Origin of the sequence: Microbacterium sp. Leaf288, from assembly GCF_001422925.1 — a bacterium.
Taxonomy (GTDB): Bacteria; Actinomycetota; Actinomycetes; order Actinomycetales; family Microbacteriaceae; genus Microbacterium.
The window spans coordinates 384,018-399,801 of record NZ_LMNI01000011.1 but is presented as its reverse complement, the minus strand read 5'-3'; the positions used below and the strand labels follow the sequence as shown (position 1 = coordinate 399,801).

The window sequence follows — 15,784 nt, the reverse complement described above, 5'->3', positions numbered from 1 at the left end:
GGAGTACACGGAGCGCGCATGGGAAAAGTTCAGTGGGTGCCCTGGTGGTGGGTCGCGGCCGGAATCGCCGGCCTGGCTGCGATCGGGACGACGGTGCGGCTGCCCGCGGCGGCGTGGTCCGCAGGCGTCGGATACCTCATCGTGTCGACGGCGCTCCTGATGAGGGGCATCCGCCGGGGTGGGGTCGAGCACTTCGGCCCGGCCAACGCGGTCACCGCGACGCGGTCCATGCTCGTGGGACTCGTGACCGCCCTGGTGGCGGCCTCCTTCGCGAGCGCGGTGCCGACGGCTCTGCTCGTCGCGCTCGTCGCCGTGGCGCTCGCCCTCGACGGCGTCGACGGCTACGTGGCGCGCCGCACCCGCAGCGAGAGCGAACTGGGTGCGCGCTTCGACATGGAGGTCGACGCGTTCCTGCTGCTGGTGCTGTGCGTGTACGACGTGCGATACGTCGGCTGGTGGGTGCTCACGATCGGCCTGCTCAGGTACGCGTTCGTGGTGGCGGGGTTCGTGCTGCCGTGGATGAACCACACGCTGCCGCCGCGATACTGGCGAAAGGTCGTCACGGCCGCCTGCGGCGTCGCTCTCACCCTCGTCGCGTCACAGCTGCTGCCGCCGGCGCTGAACGTCCTCGTCGCGGTCGCGGCGCTGCTGCTGATCGTCGAGTCCTTCGGACGCGATGTGATCTGGCTCGTGCGTGTGAACCTCGCCGGCGCCCCGCTCGTTTCCCTTGAGAAGGCGTCGACCTCGCCTCCGGAAGAGAGCAGGTAGGACCATGACCGAATCCAGCGGGCGGGCGCTCTGGACCATGCGCATCCTCAGCGCGATCGCCCTTCTCGCTACGGGCGGCATCCATCTCTATCTCGCTCTGAACGGCGTCGGAGGCGTGCTGGGGGTGATGTTCGTCCTGAATGCCGTGGCCGGGCTCGTCCTGGCGGCGGGGATGCTGCTCCTGCGCGGTCGGCTCCTGCAGCTCGTGACCGTGCTGAGCCTGCTGTTCCTCATCGCCACGCTCGGGGCGCTCATCCTCGCCCTCACCGTGGGCCTGTTCGGCATCCACCAGACCTGGGACTTCACGCTCGTGCCCCAGACCGTGATCATCGAGTCGATCGGCATCGTGGTGCTCGGGATCACGACCGCGATGGTGCTGCGCCCGCAGACCGTGCCGGGCATGCGCCGCAGCCCGCAGGGCGCGTAGGGACCCACGCCTCGCCACACTGTCGGCGGAAACGGCGGACCGCCCCGCCACAGCGTGGCGAGGCGGTCCGGGTGGGAGTCACGCGCCGACCGACTCCTTCTCGGCGGCGAGCTTCTCCTCGTCGAGACGGTCGATCTCGTGCAGCGACGATCCTTTCGTCTCGCGCATCGAGATGACCGCGATGAGCGTGATCGCGGCGGCGATCGCGAGATAGACGGCGACCGGGATGTACGAGCCGGTGCTGGCCAGGAGTGCGGTCGCGATGATCGGCGCCAGCGAGCCGGCGACGATCGACGTCACCTGGTAGCCCAGCGAGACGCCGGAGTACCGCATGCGCGTCGGGAACATCTCCGACATGATCGCGGGCTGCGGCGCGTACATGAAGGCGTGGATGAACAGGCCGAGGCAGATCGCGGCGACGATGATCACCGGGTTGCGCGTGTCGAACATCGGGAAGGCGACGAAGCCCCAGGCCGCCGCGCCGAGCGTGCCGATGAGGTACACGGGCTTGCGGCCGATCCTGTCGGTCAGCCCGCCGATGAGCGGGATGACGATCATGTGCACGATGTGCGCGATGACCAGGAGACCGAGGATCTCGGCCGTGTCGACCTTGAGCGCCACCGCCAGGTAGGTGATCGAGAAGGTCACGACGAGGTAGTACATGATGTTCTCCGCGAAGCGGAGGCCCATCGCCGTGAGCACACCGCGCGGGTAGCGCTTGACCACCTCGAGCACACCGAAGCGCAGCGCCTTGGACTGCTCGACCTCCTTCTGGACCTCGAGGAAGATCGGAGCGTCGGTGACCCGCGTGCGGACGTAGTAGCCGATCGCCACGATCACGACCGACAGCCAGAAGCCGATGCGCCAGCCCCACGCGAGGAACTGCTCCTCGGTCAGCGTGCGGCTGAGCACGAGCAGGACGACGGTCGCGACCAGGTTTCCGATCGGCACGGCGGCCTGCGGCCACGATGCCCAGAAACCGCGCGTCTTGTTCGGCGAGTGCTCGGCGACCAGCAGCACCGCTCCACCCCACTCGCCGCCGACGGCGAAGCCCTGCGCGAAGCGCAGCGCCACCAGGAGCGCGGGCGCCCAGTAGCCGATCATGTCGAACGTGGGGAGGCATCCCATCAGGAAGGTCGCCACGCCGACGAGGATGATCGCGAACTGCAGCAGCTTCTTGCGCCCGTACTTGTCGCCGAAATGCCCGAACACGATGCCGCCGAGCGGCCGGGCGATGAAGCCGACCGCGTAGGTGACGAACGCCGCGATGATGGGGGCGTACGGGTCGTCCGACGGCGGGAACATGATCTTGTTGAAGACGAGCGTCGCGGCCGTGGCGTAGAGGAAGAACTCGTACCACTCGACGACGGTGCCCGCCATCGAGGCCGTGACGACCCGCCGCAGGCTCGACTGCTTCATCGAGGCCGGGGGTGTCTGGGGTGATGCCATGCGCTGGTACCTCCTTGTAGAGCGCGGTAGCGGCTCGGGGGGAACCGCCCTGCGGGACGTTACCTGACGCACGATTCAGGTTTCAAGGGGGTTGACTCAGGCCGAGGAGTGAAGTTCGGCGGATCTTCTCGCTTTCGGCAGCCTGACGCGTTGCGGGATGTCTTTGCTCACTCCCACGCGGCGACGAGCATCCAGTGACCGTCGACCTCTTCGACGTCCATCACGCGCGTGCGGTGGTCGACGTCGCTGCGCGCGGTGAACCGCCAGCTCTGGAAGAGCCGGCCGCCGTCGCTGCGGGTCGGGGTGTCGATGATCCGCCACCGCTCATGGTCGACGACGAGTCGCACCGGCCGCTCATGCTCGCACCAGACCTGAACATCCTCACGTGCCACCATCCGCATGATGCTCCTCCTTCATCGAATCTATGTTCGATCCTAGGACGCGAGAAGCTCCGGCGCAACAGTGGATGCGTTCGGGCTACGCGCTGCGGCTATCGGCCTCAGCCCCAGCCTCCACCGCGGCGAGATGGATCGCGGCGACGCCGTCGCGCAGCGCACCGACGGGCACCTCGACGGTCTCGTACTGGGACGTGAACCCGTTCTCGTCGACCACCGACACGGTCACCAGAACGTGGCCCCGGCGCGGCAGACGCGATGCGGTGCGGGCGAGTCTCTTCGTCTTCATGTCCCCTCCGCCCACCACCGTAACGACGACCTCCGACACGCGCGCGACGCACGCGCGGACTCACTTCAGGTAGGCATCGACGAAGAGCGCACCGCGGATGCCGCGCAGCGCGTCGAGGAGGGTCTCTCGGCTGCGCGTGGTCCACGCCGACATCACGATGTCGTGCGGACCGAGCGGCTCCAGCTTGCCGGTGCGCACGCGGACCATCTCCCACCCCGCGGCCCGCACGGCCCGGTCCTTGCGCCGGTCGGCCTCCTCACGCTTGCCGACGTGCTCCAGGCCGTGCTTGCCGACGGTGTCGTACTCGAGCGCGATCCGGAGCTCCGGCAGGAGGATGTCGGGCCACACCTCGAGGTGATCGAAGAAGGGCCGCGGCGTCCGGATCGCGGTGAAGCCCGGCGTGACGTCCAGCATCGCGAAGACATCCGCACGCATCCGCGCCTCGACCGCCGAGGCCGGCCTCGGCGCGCACACGCTCACGAACGGCTCCCCCACCGGAAGCTCCGGTGTCTTGGCGCACAGCGTGCGCGAGGACTTGCGACGCGGTGCACGTTCCGCGCCGGGCGCCCGGGCGACGACGCGCGGCGGGCTGGCCAGCACGGAGCAATCCGGACACCAGGCCGACCGGCGCCTCTCGCGGCCGGGCCGGTCGCGCTGCTCCGACGGAGTCGCGGCGAACGTGTGCCCTGCCTCGCACTGCCACAGCAGCAGCACATCAGCGGCAGGCGGCACCTGGGTGAGGGTGATGCCCGCGTTCAGATCGGGATGGTACTGCCGGATGAGCGCGGGATACGCCGCCCACTGCGTCCGGTAGGTGCCCACCGGGTACGGCACGTCGACGCCCTTCGAGAACTGGCGTCTCGCCCACCACAGTTCCACCCGCTCCGGCATGGGCGCACTCTAAGCGGCACCCCCGACACGCTCGCTGGCGGCCGCGACCTGCCTGTGCAGTTCATCGTGGTCTTCAGTGGTCAGCTCCTCGTCGCCGCCGAAGACGTACGGCGCGCCTTCGCCCGTCTCGATGCGCGCCTTGAGGCTGCCGTTCACGAACATCCCCCACGCGTTGGTGCAGATGTCGTAGCAGTCGTCGTCGGCCGTGAGGCCGTCGTGGGTGAAGACGACGCGGGTGGCACCCTCGCCCTCGAGGATGTCGAAGCGGACGGTCGTGCCGTTCCACTCCTGCTTGTCGGCCACGAAGTCGAGGTGGCTGCCGGTGACCAGCCACGCCACGCGCCGGCCGGGCTCCAGCTCGGTGACCCGGAATCCGCTGTAGTGCAGGCCCGGGACCACGTAGACGAACTCGCCGCCCACCTCCGTGGTCGAACCGGTGGTCCGGCCCCACCAGCCCGAGACGTCGTTGATCGCGTCGAACGCGTCCTGCGCCGAGGCGTTCACGGTGATCGTCGTGGTGAAGCTCGCGGTCATGCTTCCTGCTCCTTTGCTCGCGATCCGATCGGATCGGATCGATGACTTGCGTGATGCAAGCGACCCTAGCGCTGCTGCTTGCATCATGCAAGTGATAGATTCGACGCATGCTCGGCAAGACGTACGACACACAGGTGTGCTCGATCGCACGCTCCCTCGAGATGGTGGGGGAACGCTGGAGCCTGCTCATCATCCGCGACGCCCTGTTCGCACGCGTGACGCGATTCGGCGACTTCCAGCACAATCTGGGCATCGCGACGAACGTCCTCACCTCGCGACTGGAGTCGTTCGTAGCCGCCGGCATCATGCAGCGGGACGGCGCCGCCGACTACGTGCTCACGCCGAAGGGCCGGGCGCTGGCCGTCTCCCTCATCGCCCTCACGGAGTGGGGCGACGAGTGGGCGTCGCCGATCGACCCGCCGATCCTCTACCGCCACTCGGTGTGCGACAGCGAGATCCACGCCACGACGACGTGCGACGCGTGCGGCTCCGTGCCGGCGGAAGAGGTCGCGATCCGCATCGGGCCCGGCATGCCCGCGGAGTACCTGGCCGCGCGACGCGGCGGCACGCGCGCCAGCTCATAGGCGCAGCATCCGCCTACGATCCGTCGCGGAGATCCGGGACGAGGGTCGCGCGCAGATCGATCTGGTCGAACACCGCGGTGCAGGCGTCGCCGAGCGGCGCCTGCGCCATGAAGCCGACTCGGACGGGCGTGGCGCCGCCGGCGAGCGAGAACAGCCGGACGAAGTCCCATCGGACGCCGTCCGGAGAGGCGTGGAACGCCCACGCATCCCCGCCGACGGAGGCGATCCTCAGCCACACCGCGCGGTCCGTGACGACCGCGGAGTTCACGTCATCCGACAGGCCGCGCGTGACCACGCTGACCACCATCGCCTCGCCCTGCGGTGAGAACTCGAAGCAGAGCTTCGCCCAGTGATCGCTGTCGCGCCAGATCGTCAGCGCGCCGGCGTCGAACGTGGTGCGTTCGCCGACCACCTCGACGCGCGCCTGCACCGTGAACGGCGATGCCGGGGCGATGAAGGAGAGACTGGATGCCTCGTGCTGCGGCGGTGCGCCGGTCGCGTCGTTCGTCCAGTCGACGCCGGCGGCACAGGTCAGCTCAAGGGCACGGGTCTGTTCGTCGTACCGCGCCGCGGACGCGCCATGCGTCCATTCGAGCTCGGGCAGTCCTGCGATTCGGAACGTCGACGACATCGTGCCCTCTCTGGTGGTCAACTGCGGGCCCTGCAGCGCCCATCGACCCTAGCGGGTATCGGCGATCAGCGATCGCACGCGGAGCGCGGACGGCTGGATCGTCACGGTGAATGCGCGAGTGTCGCCGACCTCCTCGCCGTCGATCTCGAACGCGTGCGCCTCAGGAAGTGTGACGGCGACCTTGCTGGCGCGGCCATGCTGGGTCGAGTCGGTGTTCGTCAGTTCGTCGGACGTCTGGACGAGTCGCTTCAGCCCGTTGTCCCACATCATCGTCTTCAGCGTGCCCAGCCACTGCACCACCCCTTCCGCACTCAGCACGAGGTAGTCCAGCTCGCCGTCGGACGGGTCCGCATCGGGGACGAGCCGCATCCCGCCCTGGATCGTGCCGCAATTGGCGACCAGGAAGGTATGACCTTCCCGGTTCTGCGCCGCCGCGTCATCCGTGGTGATCGTGAACGGGATGACGTCGCTGGCCGACCATGCCCGTCCGAGCGACTCGACGTACGCGAGCCATCCCGCTTTGTCCTTGAGGTCGTCGTCGGTCTCGGCGAGCATGTGGGCGTCCAGCCCGAAACCCACCATGACGACGAACGCGTGCCGCTCAGGGCCGCCCTCGCGCTCCACCTCGACCCAGCCCACGTCGAACGGTCGAGCTTCACCAGCCAGGGCGAGCTCGAATGCCGCCGGGACGTCGTTGATGGGGATGTCGAGGTTTCGCGCGAAGAGATTGCCGGTGCCGAGCGGGATGATCGCCATGTCGACGTCGGCGGATGTGCCCGCGAGATGCTCGGCGACTGCCCGGACGGTGCCATCACCACCGGCCACGATCAGCAGCTCCGCGCCCGCGGCAATGGCGGCCTCGGCAACACCCTGGCCGGGATCCTCCTCCGTCGTCTCCCACCACCGCACGTCCTCGATCGGGGTCTCTTCCATGGCTTGCGCGAGCCCCGCTTCGAGGGTGTCATGGTCGATCTTGGACGGGTTCCAGACGATCGCCGCCCGCATCTCAGGCAGCCTTCTTCGACTTCGCGGCGCTGAGGTCAGCGGCGATGTCAGGGACATAGTTGAACTGCTCTGCGGGCGGACGCTCGTAGTCGCCGCCATCCGGCCGATCGGGGATCGACACCTCGTCCAGTTCGAGCCGCCCGCGGGGGATGGTGCTGAGCAGGTGGTTGATGACGTTCAGGCGAGCGCTCCTCTTGTCGTCGCTCTCGACGGTCCACCACGGCGACCCTTGGGTATCCGTCGCAGCGAACATAGCGTCCTTCGCGCGGGAATAGTCCTCCCAGCGAAGAATCGACTCGAGGTCTGTCGGCGACAGCTTCCATCGGCGCATCGGGTCACTGACCCGGGAGGCGAAGCGCGCCTGCTGTTCGTCGTCAGAGACGGAGAACCAGTATTTGATCAGGATGATTCCGTCTTCGATGAGCAGATTCTCCACGATCGGAGCCTGGCGCAGGAACTCCTGGTACTTGTCCTCTGTGCAGTAACCCATGACACGCTCGACTCCGGCCCTGTTGTACCAGGAGCGATCCATCAGCACGATCTCCCCCGCGGTGGGCAGGCGCTCGATGTAGCGCTGGAAGTACCACTGCCCGCGCTCCTTCTTGGACGGCTTCGGCAATGCGACCACGCGCGCGTGCCGCGGGTTCAGGTACTCCATCACACGTTTGATGGCGCCGCCCTTGCCCGCAGCGTCGCGACCCTCGAAGAGGACGAGGACGCGCTGCCCTGAGGAAGCCACCCACTGCTGCATCTCCACCAGCTCGGTCTGCAGCCGCTCCAGCTCCGCCTTGTACAGCCGCTTGTTCAGGCGCTTCACGGACGACTTCTTCGCGTTCTTCTTGCTCACGGCCGAAGCGTAGCCAGTCCGCCCTGTGCGGGGTAGAGGGTGGTTTCCCGGCGCGGAATGTGCCTACGCGGCTCGGGTCCCTCGTCACAACGGCGCCCCTGCCAGGATGGCGACATGCAGCCTCCTCACGAGCGGCCCGACATCTCGCGCCTCGTTCCGCTGATCGTCGGCGCAGCCGCCGCCATCGTCATGATCATCTTCCTGTGGCTGGTGACCTCGGTTCGCCGGGACCAGCCGTTTCCCGTGGACGTGTGGTGGCACGACATGATGGTGGCGAACCGGACCGATACCGGCCTCGTACTGGCGTGGATCCCCGCCCACGTCGGCGGGCCGGTGCTGGCGGCGGTCACCGGTGTGGTGGTTGTCGGCACACTCCTCGTGCTGCGCTGGTGGTGGGCCGCCCTCACCGTCACCGCGACGCTGGTGCTGTGCATCGGGATCGCCGCCCCTCTCGCCCGCGTCGTCGCGCGAATCAGGCCCGAAGACTCTCTCGCCGAGATCGTCCCCACGTCCTACCCCTCGGGGCACGTCGCGTTCGCCGCCGCCCTCGCGACGGTGATGGGACTGCTGTTCCGGCACTGGCTCTGGTGGACCCTCGGAGCGGTGTGGGTCCTCTGGATGGCGTGGAGTCGCACCTACCTCGCCGCGCATTGGCTGACCGACGTCATCGGCGGAATCTTCCTCGGGGTCGCCGTCGCCGTGCTGGCATGGGCCATCGTGGAAACAGTCCGCCGACGACGTGAGTCCCGCGCGGTCGACGCGGACGGCACAGTGTGAGGGACGAGTAGTCGACGGTCTCGAACAGCGTGTCGAGCTCGGCACAAGGCCGTCCGCCAACGACGAAGCCCCGCGGCTGACTCCTGACCCATCCCGCCTCCCAAGGAAGTTCAGGCTGGCACGGTGGCTTGGTCCAGGTGCCGACGTGCGGCGGCGATCGCGAGCCGCGCGTGCTCCTTGGCGCCCACCTGCGCCACGAGCATCGCGCGAGGAATCTCGAGCGCGTAGGGGATGCCGACTGGCAGCGCATCGAGGATGCTGTGCGTGTCGATCCCGCCTTCGCCGGGGAAGAGTCGTTCGAAGCGAGCGGTGTGGATCAAGTCCGCCGTAGTCGTGGGGATCTCCGCCGGAGCGTCGCACACATGGGCGTAGTGGAACCACTCGGGCGGGAGCGCCCTGAGCTCCTCCACGCTCGATCTCGACCGGGCGAAATGGAGAATGTCGATGAGCAGCCCGGCGTTCGGCTGGGCGGCGGCTCGGAGCACACGGACCGCCTCGGTGAGATTGGGCGTCTCCGTCCACGATGGGAACTCCAGATCGACTGTCAAGCCGAGGGGCGCGGCCAGTTGGCAGAGTTCCGCGAACCGATCCGTCTTGCGAGCGAAGTCGGAGTCCGGCAGCTGAGTGATGACGTGGCGCGCGCCGAGTTCGGCGCCGGCCTCGAGGAAACGCAGGTAGTCACGTGGACTGTCGCCGGATGTGAAGCGCGCCAGCTCGATGTCGAGGACCTCGATGCCGGTCGCCGCCAGATGCGTTTTCGTCGCCCGCATCAGCGCCGGATCATAGGCCAGCGGGTAGTGCGGTTCCTGCGGGGTCACCTTCGTCATGCGCAGGCCGACGTAGCGATACCCTGCTGCGGCGGCCGCGTCGACCAACTCCGGCGGCGACAGACTGAGAGCGGTCAGATGGGCGAGGGAGTAGTCGTGCCGGTCGTCGGAGGATCCCTCGGTCGGCGCGCCGGCCAGCATCCGCATGCGCTGGCGGCGATGCGCGGCCATGCGCAAGGGAACGCTCTGCGGGTCGCCGAAGCGCCGGTAGTCGTCGATGCGCTGCACGACCGCGAAGAACACCCGCGACCCCAGCATCTCCGTGAAGAAGTGCAGGAACTCGCCGTCCGCATCTCGGTCGTAGAGGATCGAGTGCTCCCGGAGCACCGAGAGGAAATCGGTCGACGGCGAGAGCCGGGCGTCCAGGTCGTCGTAGTAGTTGCCGGGGATGCGCAGGATGGGCGCCCCCCGCTCTCGCATCGCCCGGGCGGAGGCGACGATATCGTCGGTCGCGAAGGCGAGGAGCTGCGGGCTCGAGATGCCCGGGGCCCAATCGCCGCGTCGCAGCGGCGTCGTGCTCAGCGCGATGCGCACGCGTCCGTCGGGCTGACTCGCTGACCAGCTGCGGATCACGCCGAACGGGGCTGTGATCTCGGTCGACTCCTCTGGCACGAGCCCGAGCACGGCACGGAAGAAGAGCGCAGACTGATCGAAGTCGTCGATCGACTCTGTGATCGACACATGGTCGATCGTCGAGAGCAGCGATGCAGACGCGACGCCCTCGCCGGTCGGGAGGAAGTCTTCGAGCCACGGATGCTCCGATCCGGCGTCGCAGAAGAACAGCGCGGTGCCACCCGGGGTGGCCACCGACGACAGGTCGGTTTCGCCGGGCCCGCGCGGACGCGCCAGGCGCGGTGCGAGCAGCCGTTGCGCACGTCGCATCGACGCGTCGGCATCGGAGCTCTCGACAGCAAGCGCACAGATGGATGCGGTGGCGGGAGCGATGGATCGCTCGGGAGCCATGTTGAGCAGGACGCGAGCGTCCCCCTGCTCCCACAACTGCACCGGCTTTGACCGATGCTCCCCTGTGTGAACGAAGCCGAGCGCCGTCAGCGCGCGTGAGACGAGGGGCGCCGAGACCTCGTCCGCGGCGAGCTCGGCGAACGCGAAGCCGGCCAGCGCAGGTGCGGGCGGCAGCCCGCCGGCCGGCGAGGAGTCGGCGATGCCGTCGACAGTTCGCGAATCCGGCGCCCGCCCGTCGAGGCTCTCGGCGAGGAGCCGCACCGACCGCATGGCGTCGATCGCCGCGTGCCGAGGGTCCTCCTGCTGGCAGACGTCGTTGAAGACCTCGAGCGCGAACAGCCCGGTGTAGCCCTTCGACACGATGCGGTCGACGAACCCCGCCACGTCGAGTGACCCCTGCCCCGGGAACATCCGGTGGTGAAGGCTCCAGTCCCGGGTGTCGAGATGCAGCTGAGGCGCGTCCGCGAGCTGCACGTGGAAGATCTTGTCGACATCGACGTCGGCGATCGCCTCCGGGTCGTGCGCGGCTGACAGCACATGGAAACTGTCGAGGCACAGGCCGAGGGCCGGGTGATCGATCTCCTCGACCAAGCGCCATGCGTGGCGATGGGTCGGGATGCGGCCCCACGGCACCGCTTCGAACGCCAGCCTCACGCCGCGCCGCGCCGCACGGTCGGCCAGGGCGCGCAGCTGGTGCGCGGCGAGGCCGTCGTCATCGACGCCGTCAGCGGTGCGCGCCGAGCAGCACACCAGCACCTGCGCACCCAGATCGGCCAGCACGTCGAACTTGCGCTCCGCGTGCCGCAGGCGCGCCTCGAACATCTCCGGCCGTACTGCCTCGACGTGAAGCGGCTGATACACACCCACGGCCAGGCCGAGCTCCGCAGCCTCTGCGGAGACCCGGCCTGGCGACCAGGGCGACATGACGAGGTCGTACTCGAGCAGCTCGACGCCGGCGAAGCCGGCGGCGGCGGCGCGCAGCTTGTCCTCCAGGGTGCCGGACAGACACACCGTCGAGATGAGTATGTTCCGCGTTCCGAATGCGACGTTCATCGGTGGACGACCTGACGTGGAGTGTTGTTTCGAGGCGACGACGCGGGTCAGTGCGTCGCGACGTGCTCGATCTTCTCGTCGGGCGAGTAGATGTCGAGGATGTTCCAGTGGCCCGTGGTGGGCGTGGGGACGTTGACCATCGAGACGTCGATGACCACGGGCGCGTCGAGCGCGATCGCCCGTTCGAGAGCCGGCTTGAACTCCGCCGCGGACTCCACCTTGATGCCGGTGACCCCGTAAGCCCGGGCGATCGCGGCGAAATCGGTGTACATCGGGTCGTCGGCGGTCCCGAACACCGTTCCGTAAGTGGTGTCGAAGGCGGCCTTCTCCAGGCCGGCGATGGTCCCGAACGCGTTGTTGTTCATGACGACCCAGACGACGGGGACGTTCTGCTCCCGCGCCGTCGCCAGCACCGCGGGGTTCTGGCCGAAGCCCCCGTCGCCGACGAGCGAGACGACCACGCGGTCGGGCCGCGCGATCTTGGCACCGACCGCGGCCGGTCCGCCGAAGCCCATCGTCGCGAACCCGCCCGGCGTGAGGAACGTGCCGGGTGTGAGGATGTCGAACTGCTGACCCACCCCGTTCTTGTTCCACCCCACGTCGGTGGTGATGATGGCATCCGCCGGCAGCACCTCCCGCGTCTCGGAGAGGATGCGCTCGGGACGCATCGGCCAGTCATCGGATGCCTGCGCCTGCGCGTTCTGGAGCTTCAGCGTCGCCCGGTTCGCGGCGATCTGAGCCCGCAGCTCGTCCCGACCGACGCCCTCGGGCGCGAGGCGGCGTGCGACACGGAGGATCACAGTGAGAGCGGACTTCAGATCGGCGAGCGCGCCGACCTCCAGCGGGTAGTTGCGCCCGAGCTCGGCGGCGTCGATGTCGACCTGCATGAGCTTCGTGCCCGGAATGTCGAAGGTGTACTCCGTGTACCACGAGCTCGAGTCGGCCTCCGCGAACCGCGTGCCGAGGGCAAGGATCCAATCGGCGGTGCGCGTCGTCTCGTTGGTGAACGCCGTCCCCCAGAATCCCGTCATGCCCAGCACGAGCGGGCTGTCGTCGGGCACGGCGCCCTTGCCCATGAGGCTGTGCGCCACGGGGAGCGAGAGCAGCTCCGCGAACTCGGCGAGCTCCGTCGCCGCGTCGGCGGCGACGACGCCGCCACCCACGTAGAGCACGGGGCGCTCGGCGTCCAGCAGGTTCTTCACGATCTGTTCTGCGACGGCTTCGTCGATGCTGGGCTTCGCGAGCGAGCGGGTGTTGCCGATCACCTTGTCGAACAGCGCGACGTCGACCTCGGCCGAGAAGACGTCCATCGGCACGTCCACAAGGACGGGACCCGGGCGACCGCTCGCGGCCAGGGTGAACGCCTTGTCGAGAACCTCGGCGATCAGGTGGGGCTGGTCGACGCGCCACGCCCGCTTGACGAACGGACGGTAGATCTCGTACTGAGCTGCGTCGGCGTGGAGGTTGATCTCCTGGTGCGGGTGCTTGCCGAAGTAGTGGGTCGGCACGTCACCGGCGATGACGACCATCGGGATCGAGTCCAGTGCGGCGTTGGCCACACCCGTGGTTGCGTTGGTGAGACCGGGACCGAGGTGGGTCAGCACGACCGCGGTCTCCTTCTTCGCGCGGGCGTAGCCGTCGGCGGCGTGCGCCGCGATCTGCTCGTGCCGCACATTCACGAAGGAGATCTGCTCGCTCTTCTCCAGTGCCGCCAGCAGTGCGATGTTCGTGTGCCCGCAGAGCCCGAAGACGTGCGCGACGGCGCGCTCTTCGAGATAGCGGACGATCTGATTGGACACGAGGTCCTTCATGACGTTCTCCTTGTCTGGTCGTCGCTGACCGGGACGGACCGGCGTGCCGGCCCCGTGTAGGTGTATCCGATGGATTTGGGGATCGGGCCCTTGATGCGGCCCCCCTGCGTCATCTGCTCGACGGCGTGGGACAGGATTCCCACGGAGCGGGCGAGGATGAAGACGCCCCGTCCCATCTCCGGCGTGAAACCGAGCTCGCAGTAGATCACCGCCGTGACGCCGTCCACGTTCATGGGGATGCGTCGCGGCTTGCCCTCGCTGATCGCGTCCTCCACGGCGCGTCCGATCCGCGCGAATCGGCCGTTCACCGTGCCGTCGGCGGTTGCCTCATCGACGAGCGAAAGCAGCCGAGGGGTGCGCGGGTCGAGCGGGTGGAACCGGTGCCCGAAGCCGGGCACGTACTTCACGCCCTCGTCACGATGGCGCTGCAGCACCACTCGGGTCGCCTCCTCGAGGTCGCCCAGGCGCTCGAGCTCGGCGTCGATCTCGAGGTACAGCTCCATGCACTGCTGCCCCGGTCCGCCGTGGATGTCGTCGAGGACGTTGATCGCCGACGCCATCGCGCCGTTGACCGGCGCCCCACAGGTCGTGGCCATCCGCGCGATGGCGATCGAGGGCGCCTGCGGACCGTGGTCGACGGAGGCGACGAGAGCGGCCTCGAGGAGCGCCGTCTCAGCGTGCGCCGGAAGCTCACCGCGCAGCATGAGCCAGATGGTGTCGACGAATCCGACGTTCCCGATCAGGTCCTGGATCGGGTAGCCCCTCAGGGCGATCTCACCCGGATGGATGTCGATGATGTCGGTCTGCCACCAGCGCCGCGCTTCGTCGACGAGCTCCTCCGGCGACTTCCCGGCGGTCGGTGCGCCATCCGGCGCGGCGGGCGACGGCGTGCTCATGAAACGACCGGCACGGCGTCCGCCGACTCGAGGACGGCGTCGTAGAAGTCTCCGAAGAGCTCCTCGTCGGACGGCCGGTCCTCGGCGATGGTGCGCGAGACCCAGGTGGTGTTGAGATAGTGGCGCAGCGACACGTTCTCGGACGTGATGTTGCCGCCCCACGTGCCGCAGCCCATCGACGACGTCATGGGCATGCCGTTGGTGAACGCGCCCGCGTTCGCCTTCGAGTTCGGCTGGCGCACCATGATGCGCGAGACCGGCATGTGGCGCGCGAAGTAGTCGATGTGCGCCTCATCGGTCGACGCGATGCCGCACGAGTGGCCCTTGCCGCCGATGTCGTAGAGATGCTTGGCGACCTCGACCCCGTCCTCGAAGCTGCCCTCGTAGGCGTGAACCGCCATCAGGGTCGTGAGCTTCTCCTTGCAGAACTGCTTGTCCTCGCCGATGCCGTCGCCCTCGACCACGATGAAGCGCCGGTCCTCGGGGATGTCGAAGCCCGCGGCGCGCGCGAGCTGCTGCGGCGAGATGGCGACGGTGTCGGCCAGGCGGTGGCCCTCGTCATCCCACATGACGGACTTGAGGACTTCGCGCTGCTCGGTCGTCGCGAGATGTCCGCCCTCGGCCTGGAGCGCCTCGAGCATGTCGGCGTAGCGGGCCGCCGGGACGAGGACGTTGCCGTCCGCCGAGCACCCCGAGCCGAAGTCCGAGGTCTTGGAGAGCATGCAGTTGCGCGCCGTCTCCTGGAGGTCGGCGGTCTCGTCGACGAACTCGGTCGCGTTGCCGGCGCCGACGCCGTACGCGGGCGTCCCCGAGCTGTACGCCGCGCGGACGAGGCCCTGGCCGCCGGTGGCGATGACGAGGTCGGAGCGGCGCATGATCTCCTGCGATGCCGCCAGGCTCGGCAGCGTGATGCACTGCAGGATGTCGGCGGGCGCCCCCTCGGCCTCGAGCGCCTCGCGCATGAGCCGCACGGTCTCGAAGGTGGTGTTCTTCGAGCGCGGATGCGGCGAGAAGACCACCACGTCGCGTGCCTTGATCGCGTAGATGGCGTTGCCCGCAGGGGTCAGATCGGGGTTGGTCGTCGGGACGACACAGCCGATGATCCCCACCGGCTTGCCGTACTTGACGAGGCCCTTCTCGGCGTCCTCGTCGATGATGCCGACCGAGGGACTGCGCAGCGCGTCGCGGAGCACGCCGCGGATCTTCATCCGCTTGTTCATCCGGCTACCGAAATCGCCGAGACCGGACTCCTCGATACCCATCTCCACGAGGCGGTGGAAGGACGATCTGTTGGCGACCGCCCAGGCGACCGCCTGGATGAGGCGATCGACGCGGGCCTGGTCGTATGTCTCGATGATCGCGAGCGCCGCCCGTGCGCGCGCGAACACCTCGTCGAGTTCCTGCTCCTGCTCAGGCGACAGGGACTTGGGTGCTGATTCGGCCATGACAACTCCGTCCGTGGGCAAACGATGCCGACGGCGAAATGCTAGGCAGGCGTCGTCGCGCGGAACAAAGGTTGTCCCACTGGGCAGGAAGCAACGAGGCGATTGGTTCGCGCCCCCACACGGCGGCGCGAGTTGTACCACTCGATGGGCCGCACGGTTGCCCCTCTCGCTCCGCGCAGTTAGCGTCCGAGC

Annotated in this window: 16 protein-coding genes; 4 read left to right on the top strand and 12 right to left on the bottom strand. The window is 68.4% G+C overall.

Annotation, left to right across the window (positions count from 1 at the left end):
- The first annotated feature begins 18 nt into the window (after nt 1–18).
- Nucleotides 19–768 carry a CDP-alcohol phosphatidyltransferase family protein gene (locus ASF40_RS11110; protein WP_157549629.1) on the top strand — a complete coding sequence of 250 codons (750 nt, stop codon included), beginning with the start codon at nt 19–21 and terminating at the stop codon, nt 766–768.
- A 4-nt stretch (nt 769–772) separates the two neighbouring features.
- Nucleotides 773–1,195 (top strand): hypothetical protein, encoded by a 423-nt coding sequence (locus ASF40_RS11105; protein ID WP_056369020.1) that lies wholly within the window; start codon nt 773–775, stop codon nt 1,193–1,195.
- 78 nt (nt 1,196–1,273) lie between these two features.
- Here ASF40_RS11105 and ASF40_RS11100 read toward each other — a convergent pair whose 3' ends face one another.
- From ASF40_RS11100 to ASF40_RS11080, 5 genes are all read right to left on the bottom strand, one after another.
- Nucleotides 1,274–2,644: an MFS transporter gene (locus ASF40_RS11100; RefSeq protein WP_056369018.1), complete on the bottom strand. Its 1,371-nt coding sequence runs from the start codon at nt 2,642–2,644 to the stop codon at nt 1,274–1,276.
- 167 nt (nt 2,645–2,811) lie between these two features.
- Nucleotides 2,812–3,039: a hypothetical protein gene (locus tag ASF40_RS11095; RefSeq protein WP_056369015.1), complete on the bottom strand. Its 228-nt coding sequence runs from the start codon at nt 3,037–3,039 to the stop codon at nt 2,812–2,814.
- An 82-nt stretch (nt 3,040–3,121) separates the two neighbouring features.
- Entirely contained in the window at nt 3,122–3,328 is a 207-nt protein-coding gene (locus tag ASF40_RS11090; RefSeq protein ID WP_056369013.1) for a hypothetical protein, read from the bottom strand.
- A gap of 60 nt (nt 3,329–3,388) precedes the next feature.
- Nucleotides 3,389–4,219: a zinc-ribbon domain-containing protein gene (locus ASF40_RS11085; RefSeq protein WP_056369011.1), complete on the bottom strand. Its 831-nt coding sequence runs from the start codon at nt 4,217–4,219 to the stop codon at nt 3,389–3,391.
- Between the two features lie 9 nt (nt 4,220–4,228).
- Nucleotides 4,229–4,753, bottom strand: a complete 525-nt coding sequence (locus ASF40_RS11080; RefSeq protein ID WP_162239859.1) for an SRPBCC family protein — start codon at nt 4,751–4,753, stop codon at nt 4,229–4,231.
- A gap of 107 nt (nt 4,754–4,860) precedes the next feature.
- Here ASF40_RS11080 and ASF40_RS11075 point away from each other — a divergent pair, with 107 nt between their 5' ends.
- Entirely contained in the window at nt 4,861–5,337 is a 477-nt protein-coding gene (locus tag ASF40_RS11075) for a winged helix-turn-helix transcriptional regulator (protein ID WP_056369009.1), read from the top strand.
- Between the two features lie 13 nt (nt 5,338–5,350).
- On the opposite strand, the gene ASF40_RS11070 is transcribed toward ASF40_RS11075, so the two are convergent.
- From ASF40_RS11070 to ppk2, 3 genes are read right to left on the bottom strand one after another with little or no spacing between them, the layout of a single operon-like run.
- Nucleotides 5,351–5,989, bottom strand: coding sequence for a DUF1349 domain-containing protein (locus ASF40_RS11070; protein ID WP_235560211.1), 639 nt, complete (start codon nt 5,987–5,989; stop codon nt 5,351–5,353).
- Nucleotides 5,990–6,016: 27 nt separating this feature from the next.
- On the bottom strand, nt 6,017–6,973 hold the full coding sequence (locus ASF40_RS11065; RefSeq protein WP_056369007.1) for a diacylglycerol/lipid kinase family protein: 957 nt from the start codon (nt 6,971–6,973) through the stop codon (nt 6,017–6,019).
- A 1-nt stretch (nt 6,974) separates the two neighbouring features.
- A complete protein-coding gene (gene ppk2, locus ASF40_RS11060) occupies nt 6,975–7,781 on the bottom strand; it encodes a polyphosphate kinase 2 (protein ID WP_311293250.1) in 807 nt (268 codons plus the stop codon).
- 153 nt (nt 7,782–7,934) lie between these two features.
- Between ppk2 and ASF40_RS11055 the strand changes: the two genes are divergently transcribed.
- Nucleotides 7,935–8,597 (top strand): phosphatase PAP2 family protein, encoded by a 663-nt coding sequence (locus ASF40_RS11055; protein ID WP_056369004.1) that lies wholly within the window; start codon nt 7,935–7,937, stop codon nt 8,595–8,597.
- A gap of 110 nt (nt 8,598–8,707) precedes the next feature.
- On the opposite strand, the gene ASF40_RS11050 is transcribed toward ASF40_RS11055, so the two are convergent.
- The 4 genes from ASF40_RS11050 to ASF40_RS11035 form a co-directional block, all read right to left on the bottom strand.
- A complete protein-coding gene (locus tag ASF40_RS11050; RefSeq protein ID WP_200919478.1) occupies nt 8,708–11,398 on the bottom strand; it encodes a TIM barrel protein in 2,691 nt (896 codons plus the stop codon).
- Between the two features lie 89 nt (nt 11,399–11,487).
- The gene (locus ASF40_RS11045; RefSeq protein ID WP_056369002.1) at nt 11,488–13,251 is read right to left on the bottom strand and encodes a thiamine pyrophosphate-binding protein; all 1,764 of its coding nucleotides are present in this window, start codon (nt 13,249–13,251) and stop codon (nt 11,488–11,490) included.
- Nucleotides 13,248–14,147, bottom strand: a complete 900-nt coding sequence (locus ASF40_RS11040) for a citryl-CoA lyase (RefSeq protein ID WP_056369000.1) — start codon at nt 14,145–14,147, stop codon at nt 13,248–13,250. Before ASF40_RS11040 ends, ASF40_RS11045 begins: the two co-directional genes overlap by 4 nt.
- Nucleotides 14,144–15,592 carry an aldehyde dehydrogenase family protein gene (locus ASF40_RS11035; protein ID WP_056368998.1) on the bottom strand — a complete coding sequence of 483 codons (1,449 nt, stop codon included), beginning with the start codon at nt 15,590–15,592 and terminating at the stop codon, nt 14,144–14,146. The genes ASF40_RS11040 and ASF40_RS11035 overlap by 4 nt, the downstream gene beginning before the upstream one ends.
- Nucleotides 15,593–15,784 lie beyond the last annotated feature (192 nt).